Genomic DNA, 15,117 nt, shown 5'->3' with positions numbered 1-15,117 from the left:
ACCTGCTACGACCCCGTCACCCACCAGACCAACAACAAGATCAAAACGGCTCCCGAGGCGACTCTGGCGGCATAGGGGTTGACTCAGGAAACTCACGCGCCCACCTCTCCCCCAGCCTCCGGCCGGGGGTACCCCCACCACGCGGCGGAGGCACTCGCCACAACGCGCCTCTTGACGGTTCGCTCGCTTCGCTCGTTCACGTGCAGGATCCTGCCACCCCCTCGAACCCCGGCCGCCGCCGATTGACGTGAACCGTCAATCCACGTGCCACCGGGCCCGAACCGGGCGGACGGTACCGGCCATGAGCCTGATCCAGGAGAAGTCCGTCCATGACCACGCCGCCGTCCGCAACGGCGAGCCGCCCGCCGCACCGATCGGCGCCGGCCGTCGGAACCCGTCCACGCTGCTGAGCCTGCTGACCGCCGCCGGCGGCCCCCGGTACGCGGCGGCGCTCGCCGTGGACGCGGTGGGCGGCGGCATGCTGCGCCCGTTCCTGCTGCTGTACGGCGTCGGGGTGCTGCACCTGCACGCCGGGGCGGTCGGGTTGGCGCTGTCGGCCGGGATGGTGGTCGGCCTGCTGGTGGTGCCGCTGACCGGCCGCTGGATCGACAGCGGCGCCCGGACCCTGCCCGCCGCCGTCACGCTGGTGCTGCGGTCGGCGGGCGCGCTCACCCTGCTCGCGGCCGACGGGCTGCCGCTGTTCACCGCTGCGGCGGTGCTGTTCGGGGTGGGCAGCCAGTCCTGGCCGACCACCCACGCCGCCGTGGTGAGCACCCTGACCGAGGGACGGCTGCGGGACGCCGCGCTCGCCGCCGGCAAGTCGGTGCGCAACGCGGGCCTGGGCGCGGGCGCGCTGCTGGCCACCGTCGCGGTGGCCGGCGGGGCTGGCGCGATCCGCCTGCTGGCCGGGGTGACGGGCGTGGCCTGCCTGGTCGCCGCCGCGCTGGTGGGGTCGCTGCGGGTACGCGCGCCGCACAAGGCCCACCGGGTGAGTCCGCGGGAACGGCACGAACCGCTGCGCCGGATCAACCTGCTGAGCCTCGCCAACCTCCCGTACGCGTTCTGCTTCGACGTGTTGGAGGTGGCACTGCCCGCGCTGCTGGTGCTGCATCTGCACACCTCCGCGGCGTGGTCCTCGGGCGTGTTCGTGGGCAACACGGTGCTGGTGATCGCGTTGCAGCTGGCCATCGTGCTGCGGTTGGCGAAGCGTTCGCGGCGGGCCGTGCTGGCTGCCGCGGGGGCGGCGCTGAGCGTGTCGTACCTGGGCTTCTGGGCGGCCGGGTCGCTGGGCGGCACCTCGGGCGCGGTGGGCATCGCGGCGGTGGCGGTGCTGTACACGCTGGGCGAGATCCTCTACACCGGCTCGGGTACGGCCCTGGTGACGGCGTCCGCGCCGCCGCACCTGCTCGGGCGGGCGCTGGCGCGCTGGGAGCTGTCCAGCGGGGTCGGCCGGGCGGCGGCGCCGGCGGCGCTGACGACGCTGCTGGCCGCCGGGCCCGGGTTGCTGTGGGTCTGCCTGGCGGCGACCACGGCGGTCGGGGCGCTGGCGGTGCTGCGGCTCGCGCCGGCCGAGTCCGAGTAGCCCGGGCCGACTGGGATGATCATCACCATGGCCCTGACCCCCTTCCAGCAGCAGCTCCACGACCGGATCACCGCCGCCACCGAGGTGACGGCCCCGCCGAGGCCCTGGCGGCCCGTCGGCCGGGGCCTGATCCCGGTCGGCGCGCTGCAGGGCATCGGGTTCGCCGTCCACCCGGAGACCGGGCACGACCTGGTGCTGACGGTCTCCAGCAGCGGGCACGGCCTGTTCGACGCGGTGACGGGCGAGAAGCTGGAGCGCGAGTACGACCCGGAGGAGGACCCGGACGGCGCGGACCTCTCCTGCCCCGGCATCGGCCCGGTCGCGGACGTCCGGATCCCGGTGGCCGGGATGTGGGGCGGCGGCCTGCACAACAGTGCGGCGGGCGGCTGGGGCGTCGAGGTGATCTCCCCGGAGTGGCCGAGCCACCGCGTCCTGCTGACGGCCGGCCCCTGGAGCGGCGAGCACGGCACGGCCTGGTGGCACGTCTTCCACGCCTACTGGTCCGAGTTGCGGGTCGCCGGGTTCTCCCCCACCGGCCGGACCCTCGCCGTGGCCACCAGCAGCGACCTCACGCTCTGGACCCGGCACTGACCTTCCGGATGCGGACGCCGCCGCCAGCACGGATGCTGGCGGCGAGGCGTGCCCGGCCCGAGGAAGGACAGCGCGACGCATGAGTGCCCTCGACTTCGAGATCATCGACAGCCCCGACAGCTCGCTCAACAAGACCTCCGTCCTGGTCACCGGTCCGAACAACGCCCTGCTGGTGGATGCCGGGTTCACCCGCTCCGACGGGCGCCGCCTGGTCGAGCGGGTGCGCGCCAGCGGCAAGCGGCTGACCACCGTCTTCATCAGCCACGGCGACCCGGACTTCTACTTCGGCGCCCAGGAGGTCCAGGACGCCTTCCCGCAGGCCCGTTTCCTGGCCAGCTCCTCGACCGTGGAGCACATCCAGGAGACCTTCGACGCCAAGCTGCGCGCCTGGTCCCACCTCGGCCCCGAGCTGCCCACCCGGCTGGTCCGGCCCGAGGTGCTGCCCGGGGACGAGCTCGTCTTCGAGGGGCACCGGTTCGAGCTGCGCGGTTCCGACTTTCACCTGCCCGACCGGCACTACCTGTGGCAGCACCACCACCGCGCGGTGCTCGGCGGGGTGCTGCTCTTCGAGGGCCTGCACGTGTGGACGGCCGACACCCCCACTTCCGCCCAGCGCGCCGCCTGGATCGACCTGGTGGACGGCATCGAGGCGCTCCAGCCGACCTGGGTGGCGGCCGGCCACCGGATCGCCGACGCGCCCACCGACCTGAACGCGCTCGACCACACCCGCGCCTACCTGCGCGCCTTCGAGACCGAGCTGGGCCGGGCGGCGGACGCGGCCGCCGCCAAGGAGGCGCTGGAGCAGCGCTTCCCGCAGCTCGGGCTGAGGATCGCGGTCGACATCGGCACCAAGGTCGCCATGGGCGAGATGGCCTGGGGTTGAGCGCGCGATGATCGAGATCCCCCGGGACGTCGCCACCTTCGCCGAGTCCGCCGCCCCCGCCGACGTGGTCCGCCGCCAGTACCTGGCCTCCGCCCGGGGCGACCTGTCCGCGCTGCGCACCACCCTCGCCGAGGACGTCGAGTGGACCGAGATGGCCGGCTTCCCGCTGGCCGGCACCTACCGCACCCCGAAGGGCGTCACCGCCGGCGTCATGGAGCGCCTGTCCGCCGAGTGGGACGACTGGACGGCGCACGACGACACCTATGTGGTGGACGGCGAGAACGTGGTGGTCCTGGCCCGCTACACGGCCGTCCACAAGGCCACCGGAAAGCCGCTCGCGGTCCGGGTGGCCCACCACTTCACCGTGCGCGGCGGCCGGATCGTCCGCTTCGAACAGTTCACCGACACCGCCCTGGTCAGGGAGGCGATGACGCCGTAGCGCGGCGCGTTCGGCCGCCAGGACCGCACGTTCGGCCGCAGCACCGCTCATTCACCCGAACGGGCGAGCGTGGCGCGGCGCGCCCGTCGCGGTCTCGACACGCCACCCGTACGGCGACACGCTGGGGCCTGATCTGCGGCGGAGAGCGAGGAGTTGAGCATGGCGGGCACGGAAACCGGAGCGGGACAGGGGCGGGAGCGTCCGATCGTGATCGTCGGGGCGTCCCTGGGTGGCGCCAAGGCGGCCGAGGCGCTGCGCGAGGCCGGGTACCGGGGCGGCATCGTCCTGATCGGAGACGAGCACGAGCGGCCGTACGAGCGGCCGCCGCTGTCCAAGGGCTACCTGCTCGGCAAGGAGTCCCGGGAGAAGATCTACGTCCACCCGCCGCAGTGGTACGCCGAGCACGACGTCACGCTGCGCCTGGGCACGGCGGTGGCCGCCATCGACCCGGCCGGGCACACCGTGACGCTCACCGACGACGGCCGGGTGGAGTACGCGAAGCTGTTGCTGACCACCGGCTCGGTGCCGCGCCGGCTGCCGGTGCCCGGCGCGGACCAGGACGGCGTGCTCTACCTGCGCCGGGTCGAGGACAGTGACCGGATCAAGGAGGCGCTGCGACCGGGCGCCCGGATCGCGGTGATCGGCGCGGGCTGGATCGGCCTGGAGGTGGCGGCCGCCGCCCGCACGGCGGGCGCCGAGGTGACCGTCCTGGAGGCACTGGAGCTGCCGCTGCTGCGGGTACTGGGCCGGGAGGTCGCCCAGGTCTTCGCCGACCTGCACCGCGACCACGGCGTGGACCTGCGCTTCGGCGTCCAGGTCACCGAACTTACCGGTGCCGACGGCACGGTGAGCGGCGTGAGGCTCGGCGACGGCACCGAGGTGGCCGCCGACGCGGTGGTGATCGGCATCGGCATCGTCCCCGCCGCCGGGCTCGCCGAGGCGGCCGGGCTGGAGGTCGACAACGGCATCAAGACCGACCAGCACCTGCGCACCTCCGATCCGGACGTCTACGCGGCCGGCGACGTCGCCAACGCCTTCCACCCGCTGTTCGAGCGGCACGTCCGGGTCGAGCACTGGGCCAACGCCCTCAACCAGCCGCAGACCGCCGCCCGGGCGATGATCGGGCGCTCGGACGCGGTCTACGACCGGGTGCCGTACTTCTTCACCGACCAGTACGACCTGGGAATGGAGTACGTCGGCTACGTCGAGCCGGGCGGCTACGACCGGGTGGTGTTCCGCGGCGCCCCGGCCACCCGCGAGTTCATCGCGTTCTGGCTGTCCGGCGGCCGGGTACTCGCGGGGATGAACGTCAACGTCTGGGACGTCACCGACCCGATCCGCGAACTGGTCCGCTCGGGGCGGGTGGTGGACGCCGACCGGCTGGCCGACCCGGGCGTTCCCCTCGGGGAAGTGTGAGCGAGGACGAATACCCGCCGCCGCGCGACCTGAGATCGCACGCCGATGGCAACGCAAAGCCCCCGGAGTAACATCGCCAAGCGTCTCCGGGGGCTCTGCTGTATCCGTCCAGTCACGGTAATCCATGCCCGGTGCGGCGTGGCCGACGAACGGTGGACGTGGTCGTCCGGTTGCGGGAGATCGGGGCCGGCCTGCCCCCGGCCTACAGGGTGGCGGCCTTCAACCGGCTCGACATGATGATCGGCGAGGGCGCGGGTCAGCGGGTACGCGCGATACCCCGCGCCTCGTACGGGCTGTGCATCGTGAGGTACCGGATCTCCAGGTCGCGCTCCAGATAGTCCATGCGCCGTTCCCAGAAGTCCCGAAGGTGAGGGAGGGTTCCGGACTTCGGAGTTCAGTATCCGCTCAGCAAGGTCCGTACCCTGCGCAGGACCTCCGGCCCGGCGGCGCTGTGCCAGCGCGATGGGTCCGCCGGGCGCCTGCCCCACAGCAGCAGGACCCGCACAGCCGCATCGCTCTCGATCGTGGCCGGACCCTCCGGGGCCGCGAGCCGGATGCCGGTGCCGTCGGCATCGGCGGACACCACGACGTCGTCCGTGCCCGGAGTGCGTAGGCGGCCCTCGACCCGTCCTTCCGGGCCGAGATCCAGACCGGCCGAGCCCCGGACCAACAGCGGCCGGCCGACGGACACCACGCTGTGCGCGGTCATCCACGGCTCGTTGAGTGCTTGCAGGGCCGTGCGGTCATCGCCGGTGAGGTCCCATCGGTGCAGGATCAGCTCTTCGCGCATGTGCTCGGCGAAGAAGGGCACCGTCACGGTACGGCCGATCCACATCACCTCGGTCTCCGGCGACAGGTCACTCTCGGCGGCCGCGGTGATCTCCGCCAGTCGTTCACACCTGGCGACGAAGGCCGACCACAGCTCCGAGTCGGACATCCGCCGGAACGGAGCCTCACGGTCGAAGCCCCGGGTCTCCACCGGCGATCCATCGAGGACCGCCTGGAGGACCCGGGCCAGTTCCTCGGCATTCGCCGCTTGGTGAGCCAGCACATCACGCACCGTCCACGCCTCACACCACGTACCGTCGTCGGGCCTTCGTCCCTGCACAGCCCGGACGAAGGGCACCAGTTCCGGCAGGGTGTCTCTGGCATGAGGGGAGATCATGCACCATCGGTATCCCGACCGATTCGACCGTCAAACCATGAGACGGCTGACCGGACGAACCGAAGAACCGCGGCGGGGCGGCGGGCCGAGCCGGGCGCGCACCTCGGCGGCGGCCGCCGGATCCCGGCCGCCGAAGCAGGCCAGGCGGCGGCCAGAGCGCGGCGGCGGGCGACGAGCACGGGGCCGGCGGACCGGACGGCGGCGCAGCAGGTGCGGCCTGCGGCCGACCTGTGGGTACCTGGGGGCCGGGGCCTGACGGCCCAGCAGTCGGTCCGGGAGCCGGGCCTGCGGCACCGGCTTGGTGGGTGGGGAAGGTGCTGACGTCTCGGTGGTCTCGACCATCGCTCGCGTTCACCAGCTTGCGGCCGGTGCCCGCAAAGAGGGGATCTGCAGGTCGCGCCGCCAGAGGACCACAAGGCGAGGCACGCGGTCGAGTGCGGAATCAACCGCCTCAAGCGCCAGCGTGCGGTCGCCACGAGATGCGACAAGCTCGCCGTCCGCTACGAGGCAACGGTGCTGGTCGCAGCCATCAACGAGTGGCTGTGACCAGCCCTTTCGAAACGCACCCTAGCCGCGATCGCGCCAGCGCGTCAGGGCCCTGCGCACCTCGTCCGGGTCAGGGTCCTCAGCCGCCCAAGCGGCGTAGCCGTCGGGCCGGACCAGCAGGGTGCTGTGCAGGCCGGATGCCGGGGCGGCAGTCACCACCCGCCCTGCCCACGGCGCGGCGATGTCGGCGACATCGCGGCCCACCAGGACGAACGTGCCCTGACGCAGCGCCTCGTACAGCCGAGCCGGTTCCCCTGCGAGGCGCAGGTCCGGTACCCGGCGTCCGGTGAGCGGATGAGAGCCCCGGGGTGAACGGTAGGCGATCCCGATGCCCGAAATGCCACGTGCAGCGCGCGCCTTCCCGACACGGAGCTGCGCTATGGCTGGCACCGATCTCCGCGCAGCACGGACAACGGGTGACCGGGCGGTGACGGCCGTGAGGAGTGCGTGGCTCACGCGCAGGACCATGCGCCCTACCGGGTGACGCTCCGCGTGGTAGCTGTCCAGCAGTGCGTCACCGGCCCATCCGTGCAGCACGGCTGCCAACTTCCAGCCGAGGTTGGCCGCGTCCTGCATCCCTGTGTTCATGCCCATGCCGCCGGCGGGCGAGTGGACGTGCGCGGCGTCGCCCGCGAGGAACACTCTCCCTTGCCGGTAGTGGGGTACCTGCCGTTCGTCGCTGTGGTAACGGGAAAGCCAACGAGAGTCGTGCATCCCGAGGTCATCACCGATGGTTCGCTTCGTGATGTCCCGGACTTCCGCCAATGAGAGTGGTGCATCGTCGGGCAATTGCCGTTGCCGGTCCCAGCCGAGGACCCGGTACCAGCCGTCTCCGAAAGACGCGAAAAAGGTGAAACCCTGGTCGTTCGAGGCGTAGTTGAGAAGCTGGGCCGGCTCGCGTTCGAGCCGCACATCGGCCAACATGACGGAGCTGACCACCGACTTGCCGGGGAACGGCATGCCCAGGCTGCGCCGGACGGTGCTGCTCGCTCCGTCGGCGCCGACCACGTAGCGGGCCCGGAGCGTGGCCGTGGTGCCGTCCGGATGGCTCACGTCCACGTCCACGCCGTCCGGGTCCTGCCGTACGTCTGTGGCCCGCGCCCCGCGCCGTATCGTGGCGCCCGCTTCCTCGGCCCGGCACAGCAGGAGCCGCTCGACCTGCCACTGAGGAGTGATGAGTATGAAAGGAAAGCGTGTTCGCAGCCCGGAGAAGTCCATGCTGATACGGCCGAAAGGCTGCCACGCCCGGACTGGTGTGCCGATCCGGAGCAGTTCGTCGGCCAGACCTCGGGCGTCGAGGTGCTCCATGGTTCGCGCATGAACGCCGAAGGCGCGGCTCAGGTTTGATTCTCGATCGCGTCGCTCCAACACCGTGACATCGACTCCGGACCTGGCGAGATCACCCGCGAGCAGGAGCCCGGTCGGGCCGGCACCGACCACCAGAACGTCCACGGCCGGTGCCCCGTGTTCGTTCGAAGAACCACAGGCCGACACGCCCCTTCTGTTCACCATCCCAGTATCGGCCGTGCGTGAAGGCCGCGCTCGCCGAGACCGCGAACCATGCCCCCGGGCGGGCACGACCTTCCGGCGACCCCGCCCGGTCGGGCCCGGGAAGCAGGCCGGTCAGGCGTCGGCCGTACCGCGACGCGGGTTGCCGGTCGGCGCGAGCGGCAGCGCGTCGAGGCGCAGGGTGCTCGGCGGGGGGAGCGCTTCACGGGCGGGCCTGATGCGGAACGCCTCGAGGAGGTAGGCCACCAGCCGCCGTGCCGCCGTCGGGCAGCGCGGTGACCAGACCGCAGTTGGCCAGCAGGAGCACGGCGATGTCGGACGGGTGGAAGTCGAGTGGGCCGCCGCAGCCGGGCCGGCCGTATCGGCGGCGGGAGCGGCGATCCGCAGCGAGTGGCCTTGGCCGCGGCGGATGGTCCGACCGGTGGCGAGCGCCTGGCGGACGGTCTCGTCACCGGCGGCGCACAGGTGGTCGGCGAGCCCGCCGCTGCGGTCCATGCCCCCGGTGTGGGCCGGCCGGGTGCCTCTGTCGATATCTGTCCGCGCTCGGGCCGGTGGAACGGCTCGACGGGGGCTCGGGGGTGGTGTGCTGGAGGTGCCCAGAGAGAGCTTCCTTCGGAATTCGGATCGGACGGTGTGGCGTATGTCCACGGACCTCCTTGCCAAGCCCCTGACCGGCCGCGTGGCGGTGGTCACCGGCGCCTCCAGCGGTATCGGCGAGGCCTCGGCCGAGCACTTGGCGCGCCTGGGTGCTCGGGTCGCCGTGCTGGCCCGGCGCGCGGATCGACTGGACGGGCTGGTCGCCCGGATCGAGCGCGGCGGCGGCACCGCTCTGGCGCTGGCCGTCGATGTGACCGATGCCGCGGCGGTGCGCGCGGCCGCCGCCCGGGTGGCGGCCGAACTGGGCACCGCCGACCTGGTGTTCAACAACGCGGGGGTTGGGCTGCCCGCCCCGATCGAGGCGGCCGTCGATCAGTGGCAGCGGGAGATCGATGTCAACATCACCGGGCTGATGAACGTCATCGGGGCGTTCACCCCGCAGTTGGTGAAGGCCGCCGCCGAGCGCGGGGTGGCCGATCTGATCAACACCTCCTCGATCGCGGCGCAGAACATCTACCCCCACTTCGCCGTCTACGCCGCCACCAAGGCGTACGTCAGCCACCTCTCGCGTCATCTGCGGGTGGAGCTGGGCACGAAGAAGGTACGGGTGTCGGCGCTGGAGCCGGGCATCGTCGACACCGAGATTCAGAACCATGCGACGGACGAGGTGGCGCTGCGGTGGCTGGCGAGCGCCAAGGAGACGATGGAGTGCCTCACGCCGCGGGACATCGCCGAGACCATCGGTTTCCTGGCCGCGCTGCCGGCGCGGGTGAACCTCCAGCAGGTCACGATCATGCCCACCGGTCAGCCCAGCTGACCCGCTGAACGGGGAGATCACGGGGCCCGGACCGGCAGCGGTCCGGGCCCCGGGTATTACGGCCTCCCCTGCTCGGGGGCGGGCAGGGGACGGTGATGATGCCGGGGATCTTCGACGAGGAGGATGGATCTCCGACGCCGAGATCGCCGAGGTCGAGTACACCGCCTTCACCTCGAAGCCGAAGAAGCAGCGGGTCACCCGCACGTCTGATCGTCCGCCGGGTCGAACGCCTCAACCCCGATGCCGCACCCCAGGGCCAGGGCGAGCTGTTCACCGTCTACCGCTGCCACGCGGCGTTCACCGACTCCACGCTCACGCTCGTCGAGGCCGAAGCCGACCACCGCCGGCACGCTGTCGTCGAACAGGTGATCTGCGAGTTGAAGAACGGGCCCTTCGTGCACGCCCCCTCCGGGAACTTCCAGGCGAACGCCGCCTGGCTGGCCCTGGCCGCCCTGACTTTCAACCTCACCCGGGCGTCAGCCGTCGCCCTCCGAGTGCCGTCCGACGGCCGCGAAGTGCCGGATGGCCGCCGGGTTCGCCGGCTCGTACGGACGCCAGTGGTCCACGGCGGGTCGGCCGGTGGCCACGAACGTCCCGGCCGCACGGGAGAAGTCGCGGGTGAGCACGCGGGCCCCGGCGGTTGGCTCGCCGAGCATGGGGCTGCCGAGAAAGGCGTCGAGGTGGTTGAAGAAGAACGGGAGGTCGGCGGTGTGCGGTGTGCCCAGTCGGTCGGGGTCGGGTACCGGCGTGTAGTCGAACTGGTAGAGGTGGACAGGGTTGCGTGCTGCGGCGTGGTGGTCCGCGATGGCGAGCGCGCCGTCGCGGAACTGGATGTCGGTGTCGACCTCGGTGAGGATCTCGGCCGGTGTCGCGCCCGGGCGCAGGGCGGCGGCGTGGTCGAAGCGCTCGGCGCCGTCGGCGGCCAGTTTGCCGGCAACCGCGCGGGCCTGACCGGCGGTCAAGGCCTGGACGACCGGGTCGAGGGCGAAGAGCGCCGACATCTCGTCCCGGGTCGTCCCGATCAGGAGTCGCTTGCCGTCGAGGCGTCCGTCGGCCAGTGCGTGATTCCACGCCCGGGGCATGCCGAAGGAGCCGAGGACGGGGTACATCGCCGGAACGAGGCCGCCCAGGACGGAGACCTCGTGGAAGAGCTGCTGGTAGGCGGCGATGTGCTGCTCGACCGGGACGGCGCGTAGCGCGGCGACGGGATCCGGGTTGCCTGCCAGGCCGAGGATGCCGAGGTAGCGCCGGGCGTGGTCGACCGCGTCCTCGGGACGTTGAGGGGGCACTGCCCAGAGGCCGCTCTGGGTGATGACCTGCTTGAACAGCGGGCCGGTGACCGGGGAGAGGGCGTGGTAGAGGGCGGCGTACGCGCCGGCGGACTGGCCTCCGACGGTGAGGCGGCCGGGGTCTCCCCCGAAGGCGGCGATGTTGCGGCGGACCCAGGAAATGACGGCCGTCTGGTCCTGTACACCGAGGTTCTCGACGCCGGCCTCCGGGAGGTAGATGTAGCCGAGGGCGCCGAGGCGGTAGTTGGCGGAGATCACCACGATGTCGCCAGCGGCGGCCAGGTGCCGGCCGTCGTACCAGTCCCAACCGGCGGATCCGGTGGAGAACCCACCGCCGTGGATCCAGAGCAGCACCGGACGGGGGCGCCGGTCGGACCCGTGGTGGGGCAGGTGGGTCGTCCACACATTGACGGTGAGACAGCCGTCCTCGTTCCAGTCGGGCTTGCGGTGCCCCATCACCAGATCCAACCGGTTCGGCCCCTGAGGGGCGGCCGGGCCGGGGTGGGTGGCGTCCCGCACGCCCGACCACGTCGGAGGCCGCTGGGGCGCGGCGAAGCGCAGTTCGGCCACTGGAGAGGCCGCGTAGGGGATGCCGCGGAAGGCCGCGACGCCGTCCTCGACGGCGCCCTGGACACGGCCGGACTCGGTGCCGACCACGGGACGATCGATCACGGGTTTCACCTTCTTGGTCGGAGCGAGGTCGCCCCGGCTCTGCGGCCAGGGGGCGGGACGGTCCGGGAAGGCGGTACGGGTTTCGCGACGCGCGCCGGAAGGCAGGGGACTCCGATGAGGGCACGACACTCACCGGACAGAACCGAGCGGCGGATCCGCTCCGACCCCGCGGCCTCGCGGAGGGCGTTCCGCTGGACGATCGCGAGCGTTCGGGCCACCTCCGAGCCTACGATCGCGCGCCGGGCGACGCCACTCCCGGACCACCGGGACGCCGGGCTGCGGCCACTCTCCGCGACGGCGACTCCGGGCACCGGGTCCGGCGGTACGGCGGCCGGCGTACACCGAGCGGGCCGGGTGGACGCCGTAGGCGTGACCTGGGGGTGAGGGAGTACATGCCGAATGCTGAAGTGCCGTACGCGGCCTACCGACCCGCGCCGAATTCCCGACCGCTTCCCGTCACCGCGGAGCTGTCCGAGGCGTCCGTCGGTGACGTCGACCGGCTGGCCGCCCTCTAGCTTGACTCTGTCGGGGATCTTGTTGGTCGCGGTCAGCTGCCGAGGGTTCGCCAGGACTTCGACCGGGGGATTCCCTGCTGGTCCAGGAAGGTCTGGAATGCGGTCGGCGGTTTCGGCGAGGAGGCTTCCTCGCTTGATGGCCGGCCGCTGAGTCGCTCGATGTTCACGGCGATGGCCGTGAGTACGTGTTGCGGGTGGGCTTTCGGCTGTCCTCGGTAGCGGCAGCGGCGCATGTCGTGTCCGTGGGCGAACTCGTTGATGGTGCCCTCCACGCCGGAGCGGACCGCGTAGCGGGCCTTCCAGTCGGGCGTCTGCTGCTCGGTGCGGACGCGGACCTGCAGGTCGCGGAGTTCTCGCGGGGGGAAGCCCACGCTCCGGGCACGGGAACTGGTGCACCGGGGGCGGTCCGGACACGGCTGGCACTGGCTCTTGGTGAACCGCGCCACGATCAGGGGTGCCGCGGTGGGCGAGGAGGTCGGGTAGGGGCCGTGCCAGCCCCGGCTGACCTGGCCCTGCGGGCAGGTGACGTGTCGGCGGTCGAAATCGATGTGGAAGTCGTCCCGGTCGAAGCCTTCGTTCCTGCGGTGCTGGCGCGTGGGGTTGCCCGGGCCTCGGGCTCGGACGAAGAGCTGTTCGGGGTTGGTCCGGTCGCCACCGGGGCCGCCCATCTCTTCGGGGACGGCGAGGAGTTCGTCGAGGACGCCGTCGGCGGTGCGGACCTCGCCGTTGCGGCCGTCGCCGGTCGAGATCGCTTCGGTGGTGTAGAGCGTGGACATGGTCATGGGTGTGCTTTCCTTCGTGTCGATTGTGGGTGGGGGCGGGCTGGTGCTGGTGGGCTCGTGGTGGCTATGCCGTGCTGGGTGAGCGGTCGGCGGCCGGTGGTGCGTTCTGCGAGGTGGGAACGGGGGTGCGGCCGGGGGTGGTCTGGGCCAGCAGTTGCAGGGCTGTCTGCGATGCGGAACCGGGTTCGGCAGTGACCGCGACCAGCCGAATGCCCTGGGCTCCGGGCACCGCAAGCGAGTGCTGCAGCACATCCATGGTGCCAACGGTGGGGTGGTGCATCCGGTACTGGGCCAGGTCCCAGGCCCGTACCCGGTGTTCTGCCCACAGTGCAGCGAACTCAGGGCTGCGCATGATCAGTTCGCCGATCAGTGCCGCCAGCCGCGGATCGTCGGGGTAGTCGCCCACGGCGAGTCTCAGCTTGCCCACGACGTCCCTGGCCTTCTTCGGCCAGTCCGGGTAGAGCTCCCGGGTGTGCGGATCGAGGAAGACGAGCCTGGCGGTGTTGGGCCGCTGGGCCGGGTGGTTCGGACTGTCCGGGTCCAGGTGTCCCGCGAACAGGGCGTGGCCCGTGTGGTTCCAGGCCAGGACGTCGGAGCGCCAGCCCAGCAGGATCACCGGCGCGTCCGCGAAAGCGGCCATCAACTGCCGCATCGCCGGGGTGATTCGCTCGATCGGCAGGCGCCGGCGACGGGTGCGCCGGGTGCTGCCGGACAGACTGTGGAGGTGGCGCCGCTCCGCGTCGTCCAGCAGCAGGGCTGTGGCGAGCGCGTCGAGCACCTGCGCTGAGGCATTCAGTGCGGTCCCCTGTTCCAGCCTGATGTAGTAGGCCTCGCTGACGCCCGCCAGTTGGGCCACTTCTTCGCGGCGCAGCCCGCGAACCCGCCGCCGGTCGCCGTACTGAGGCAGACCGACGTCGGTCGGGGTCAGTCCCGCCCGCCTTGTGGACAGGAACTCACCGAGACGGGACCCCTCGTGCGCTGTGGCGTTCATGTGACCGAGTATCAGGCGGGCAGTGCTCGTGCTGCCTGCCCCCGTCAGGAGTACCCAGGGCGCTGCCCGTCCCGCCGGCCTCGAAGCCTGCGAGTGCGGCTACCGGACCTTGTTCACCATGTCCTGGACGGCGCTGATGACGACGTCCGGCCGGTCGTTGGGGATGTCGTGCGAGCTGTTCTCGGCGGTGACGAGGTGCCGGTTGGGTGCGGCGTTGGCAAAGTCCTGCTGGGCCTGGTGCCACAGCTGCGCGTCGTCGGGCGTCGGGAAGGGGGTCTGGGAGGAGACGATCGCGGTGGCCGGGATGCTCTGGGGCCAGACCAGCTGGTGGTAGGCGTTGTGGACGGGGCCGTAGTCGTCTGCCTCGGCAAGGAGTTGGCGGGTCTCGCGGGTCTGGGGCGCTTGCTTGAGCGCGTCGATCTGGGGTGCGTTCGCGGCGACGAGCTTGGCGGTCTCGCTGTTGGTGAAGAACTGCGGGAGGTTGGCGTCGACCAGGACCGCGCCGGCGATCCGGTCCGGGTGCTGCTGGACGAAGGCGGTCGCGATCTCGCCGGCGAGGGAGTGGGAGACGAGGACGACGTCCTTCGTGACTGCGAGCTGGGTGAGGCCTGCGGCGAGATCGTCGGCGGCGTTCTGGGCCTTCCACGGCCCGGGGACGTCGTCGCTCTTGCCTTCTCCGGTGCGGTCGTAGGTGATGACCTCGGAGCCGGTGTTCTTGGTGAGGACGGGGGCGACCTTGTTCCAGTACGACGAGTCGAGGCCGCCGCCGGCATCCAGCACGATGGCGGGGAGGCGGCCGGGGGTGACGTAGAACGCCAGCTTGTGGCCCTCGTTGGTGATCATGCGGAGCGACGGCTCCGTGGCAGCCGAGGTGGACGCGGTCGCGGAGGCTCCGGTCGTGGCGGTCGTCGTCGCGGCGGCCGGGGGTGCGGCCTGTGTCCCGGTCGAGTTGCAGGCACCGAGGGCGCTGGTTGCGACCGTGACGCCGGCCAGGGCGAGTGCGGCGGACCGAAGTCGGCGGCGAGGTGAGGTGGGGACGGCCACGGGAGTGCCTTTCGCGAGGGGCGGACCGCCGAAGCGCCTGGTGTCGGCCATCGGCAAGTCCGCTGCTACGAGCGTCTTCTGACACCCTCCAGCCTGCTCGCGGGCACGGTCGGCCGCGGTGGCGGTGACCACCGGATACGGACGGGGGCTGGCCCTACCTCCGGGGAGGCGGTAGCACGCCTTCCCCGGGTTCGACGTAATTCGAGGGTTCTGGAGGGCCTGGTGGACTGAAAGCGCAGGTCATCGGGCTGCAGGCGGAGCGAACGGCCGAAAGTGCCT

Annotated in this window: 15 protein-coding genes; 7 read left to right on the top strand and 8 right to left on the bottom strand. The window is 71.8% G+C overall.

Annotated elements, in window-relative coordinates:
- The first annotated feature begins 301 nt into the window (after nucleotides 1-301).
- From ACGF12_RS36495 to ACGF12_RS36475, 5 genes are all read left to right on the top strand, one after another.
- Nucleotides 302-1,582 carry an MFS transporter gene (locus tag ACGF12_RS36495; RefSeq protein WP_393040271.1) on the top strand — a complete coding sequence of 427 codons (1,281 nt, stop codon included), beginning with the start codon at nucleotides 302-304 and terminating at the stop codon, nucleotides 1,580-1,582.
- A 27-nt stretch (nucleotides 1,583-1,609) separates the two neighbouring features.
- On the top strand, nucleotides 1,610-2,173 hold the full coding sequence (locus ACGF12_RS36490; protein WP_393040268.1) for a hypothetical protein: 564 nt from the start codon (nucleotides 1,610-1,612) through the stop codon (nucleotides 2,171-2,173).
- 79 nt (nucleotides 2,174-2,252) lie between these two features.
- Nucleotides 2,253-3,056, top strand: coding sequence for an MBL fold metallo-hydrolase (locus ACGF12_RS36485; protein ID WP_393040265.1), 804 nt, complete (start codon nucleotides 2,253-2,255; stop codon nucleotides 3,054-3,056).
- A gap of 7 nt (nucleotides 3,057-3,063) precedes the next feature.
- Nucleotides 3,064-3,495: a nuclear transport factor 2 family protein gene (locus ACGF12_RS36480; RefSeq protein WP_393040262.1), complete on the top strand. Its 432-nt coding sequence runs from the start codon at nucleotides 3,064-3,066 to the stop codon at nucleotides 3,493-3,495.
- Between the two features lie 159 nt (nucleotides 3,496-3,654).
- Complete coding sequence (locus ACGF12_RS36475; protein ID WP_393040260.1) at nucleotides 3,655-4,911, top strand: NAD(P)/FAD-dependent oxidoreductase; 1,257 nt, start codon at nucleotides 3,655-3,657, stop codon at nucleotides 4,909-4,911.
- A gap of 394 nt (nucleotides 4,912-5,305) precedes the next feature.
- On the opposite strand, the gene ACGF12_RS36470 is transcribed toward ACGF12_RS36475, so the two are convergent.
- The 3 genes from ACGF12_RS36470 to ACGF12_RS36460 form a co-directional block, all read right to left on the bottom strand.
- The gene (locus ACGF12_RS36470) at nucleotides 5,306-6,076 is read right to left on the bottom strand and encodes a maleylpyruvate isomerase N-terminal domain-containing protein (RefSeq protein WP_393040257.1); all 771 of its coding nucleotides are present in this window, start codon (nucleotides 6,074-6,076) and stop codon (nucleotides 5,306-5,308) included.
- Nucleotides 6,077-6,643: 567 nt separating this feature from the next.
- A complete protein-coding gene (locus tag ACGF12_RS36465) occupies nucleotides 6,644-8,134 on the bottom strand; it encodes an FAD-dependent monooxygenase (RefSeq protein ID WP_393040254.1) in 1,491 nt (496 codons plus the stop codon).
- A gap of 111 nt (nucleotides 8,135-8,245) precedes the next feature.
- Entirely contained in the window at nucleotides 8,246-8,626 is a 381-nt protein-coding gene (locus tag ACGF12_RS36460) for a hypothetical protein (protein WP_393040251.1), read from the bottom strand.
- A 145-nt stretch (nucleotides 8,627-8,771) separates the two neighbouring features.
- On the opposite strand from ACGF12_RS36460, the gene ACGF12_RS36455 reads away from it, so the two are divergent.
- Complete coding sequence (locus ACGF12_RS36455; RefSeq protein ID WP_393040248.1) at nucleotides 8,772-9,545, top strand: SDR family oxidoreductase; 774 nt, start codon at nucleotides 8,772-8,774, stop codon at nucleotides 9,543-9,545.
- A 194-nt stretch (nucleotides 9,546-9,739) separates the two neighbouring features.
- Here ACGF12_RS36455 and ACGF12_RS36450 read toward each other — a convergent pair whose 3' ends face one another.
- Together ACGF12_RS36450 and ACGF12_RS36445 are read right to left on the bottom strand one after the other, a co-directional pair.
- Nucleotides 9,740-9,946, bottom strand: a complete 207-nt coding sequence (locus ACGF12_RS36450) for a hypothetical protein (protein WP_393040246.1) — start codon at nucleotides 9,944-9,946, stop codon at nucleotides 9,740-9,742.
- Between the two features lie 75 nt (nucleotides 9,947-10,021).
- Nucleotides 10,022-11,506: a carboxylesterase/lipase family protein gene (locus tag ACGF12_RS36445; protein ID WP_393040243.1), complete on the bottom strand. Its 1,485-nt coding sequence runs from the start codon at nucleotides 11,504-11,506 to the stop codon at nucleotides 10,022-10,024.
- Nucleotides 11,507-11,898: 392 nt separating this feature from the next.
- Here ACGF12_RS36445 and ACGF12_RS36440 point away from each other — a divergent pair, with 392 nt between their 5' ends.
- Nucleotides 11,899-12,021, top strand: coding sequence for a hypothetical protein (locus ACGF12_RS36440; protein ID WP_393040240.1), 123 nt, complete (start codon nucleotides 11,899-11,901; stop codon nucleotides 12,019-12,021).
- A gap of 32 nt (nucleotides 12,022-12,053) precedes the next feature.
- Here the strand turns inward: ACGF12_RS36440 and ACGF12_RS36435 are convergent, their stop codons facing one another.
- The 3 genes from ACGF12_RS36435 to ACGF12_RS36425 form a co-directional block, all read right to left on the bottom strand.
- Entirely contained in the window at nucleotides 12,054-12,803 is a 750-nt protein-coding gene (locus ACGF12_RS36435; protein WP_393040237.1) for a transposase, read from the bottom strand.
- A 64-nt stretch (nucleotides 12,804-12,867) separates the two neighbouring features.
- Complete coding sequence (locus ACGF12_RS36430) at nucleotides 12,868-13,794, bottom strand: helix-turn-helix domain-containing protein (RefSeq protein WP_393040235.1); 927 nt, start codon at nucleotides 13,792-13,794, stop codon at nucleotides 12,868-12,870.
- 99 nt (nucleotides 13,795-13,893) lie between these two features.
- Entirely contained in the window at nucleotides 13,894-14,637 is a 744-nt protein-coding gene (locus tag ACGF12_RS36425) for an alpha/beta fold hydrolase (protein WP_393040232.1), read from the bottom strand.
- Nucleotides 14,638-15,117 lie beyond the last annotated feature (480 nt).

Source organism: Kitasatospora sp. NPDC048296 (genome assembly GCF_043201815.1).
Taxonomy (GTDB): Bacteria; Actinomycetota; Actinomycetes; order Streptomycetales; family Streptomycetaceae; genus Kitasatospora.
Note: the sequence above shows the minus strand (reverse complement) of the source record. Positions and strands in the feature narration are given on the sequence as shown.

Coding starts and splice junctions, on each gene's coding strand:
- ACGF12_RS36495 (WP_393040271.1), top strand. CDS start 302: ATGAGCCTGATCCAGGAGAAGTCCGTCCATGACCACGCCGCCGTCCGC.
- ACGF12_RS36490 (WP_393040268.1), top strand. CDS start 1,610: ATGGCCCTGACCCCCTTCCAGCAGCAGCTCCACGACCGGATCACCGCC.
- ACGF12_RS36485 (WP_393040265.1), top strand. CDS start 2,253: ATGAGTGCCCTCGACTTCGAGATCATCGACAGCCCCGACAGCTCGCTC.
- ACGF12_RS36480 (WP_393040262.1), top strand. CDS start 3,064: ATGATCGAGATCCCCCGGGACGTCGCCACCTTCGCCGAGTCCGCCGCC.
- ACGF12_RS36475 (WP_393040260.1), top strand. CDS start 3,655: ATGGCGGGCACGGAAACCGGAGCGGGACAGGGGCGGGAGCGTCCGATC.
- ACGF12_RS36470 (WP_393040257.1), bottom strand. CDS start 6,076: ATGATCTCCCCTCATGCCAGAGACACCCTGCCGGAACTGGTGCCCTTC.
- ACGF12_RS36465 (WP_393040254.1), bottom strand. CDS start 8,134: ATGGTGAACAGAAGGGGCGTGTCGGCCTGTGGTTCTTCGAACGAACAC.
- ACGF12_RS36460 (WP_393040251.1), bottom strand. CDS start 8,626: ATGGACCGCAGCGGCGGGCTCGCCGACCACCTGTGCGCCGCCGGTGAC.
- ACGF12_RS36455 (WP_393040248.1), top strand. CDS start 8,772: ATGTCCACGGACCTCCTTGCCAAGCCCCTGACCGGCCGCGTGGCGGTG.
- ACGF12_RS36440 (WP_393040240.1), top strand. CDS start 11,899: ATGCCGAATGCTGAAGTGCCGTACGCGGCCTACCGACCCGCGCCGAAT.
- ACGF12_RS36435 (WP_393040237.1), bottom strand. CDS start 12,803: ATGACCATGTCCACGCTCTACACCACCGAAGCGATCTCGACCGGCGAC.
- ACGF12_RS36430 (WP_393040235.1), bottom strand. CDS start 13,794: ATGAACGCCACAGCGCACGAGGGGTCCCGTCTCGGTGAGTTCCTGTCC.
- ACGF12_RS36425 (WP_393040232.1), bottom strand. CDS start 14,637: ATGATCACCAACGAGGGCCACAAGCTGGCGTTCTACGTCACCCCCGGC.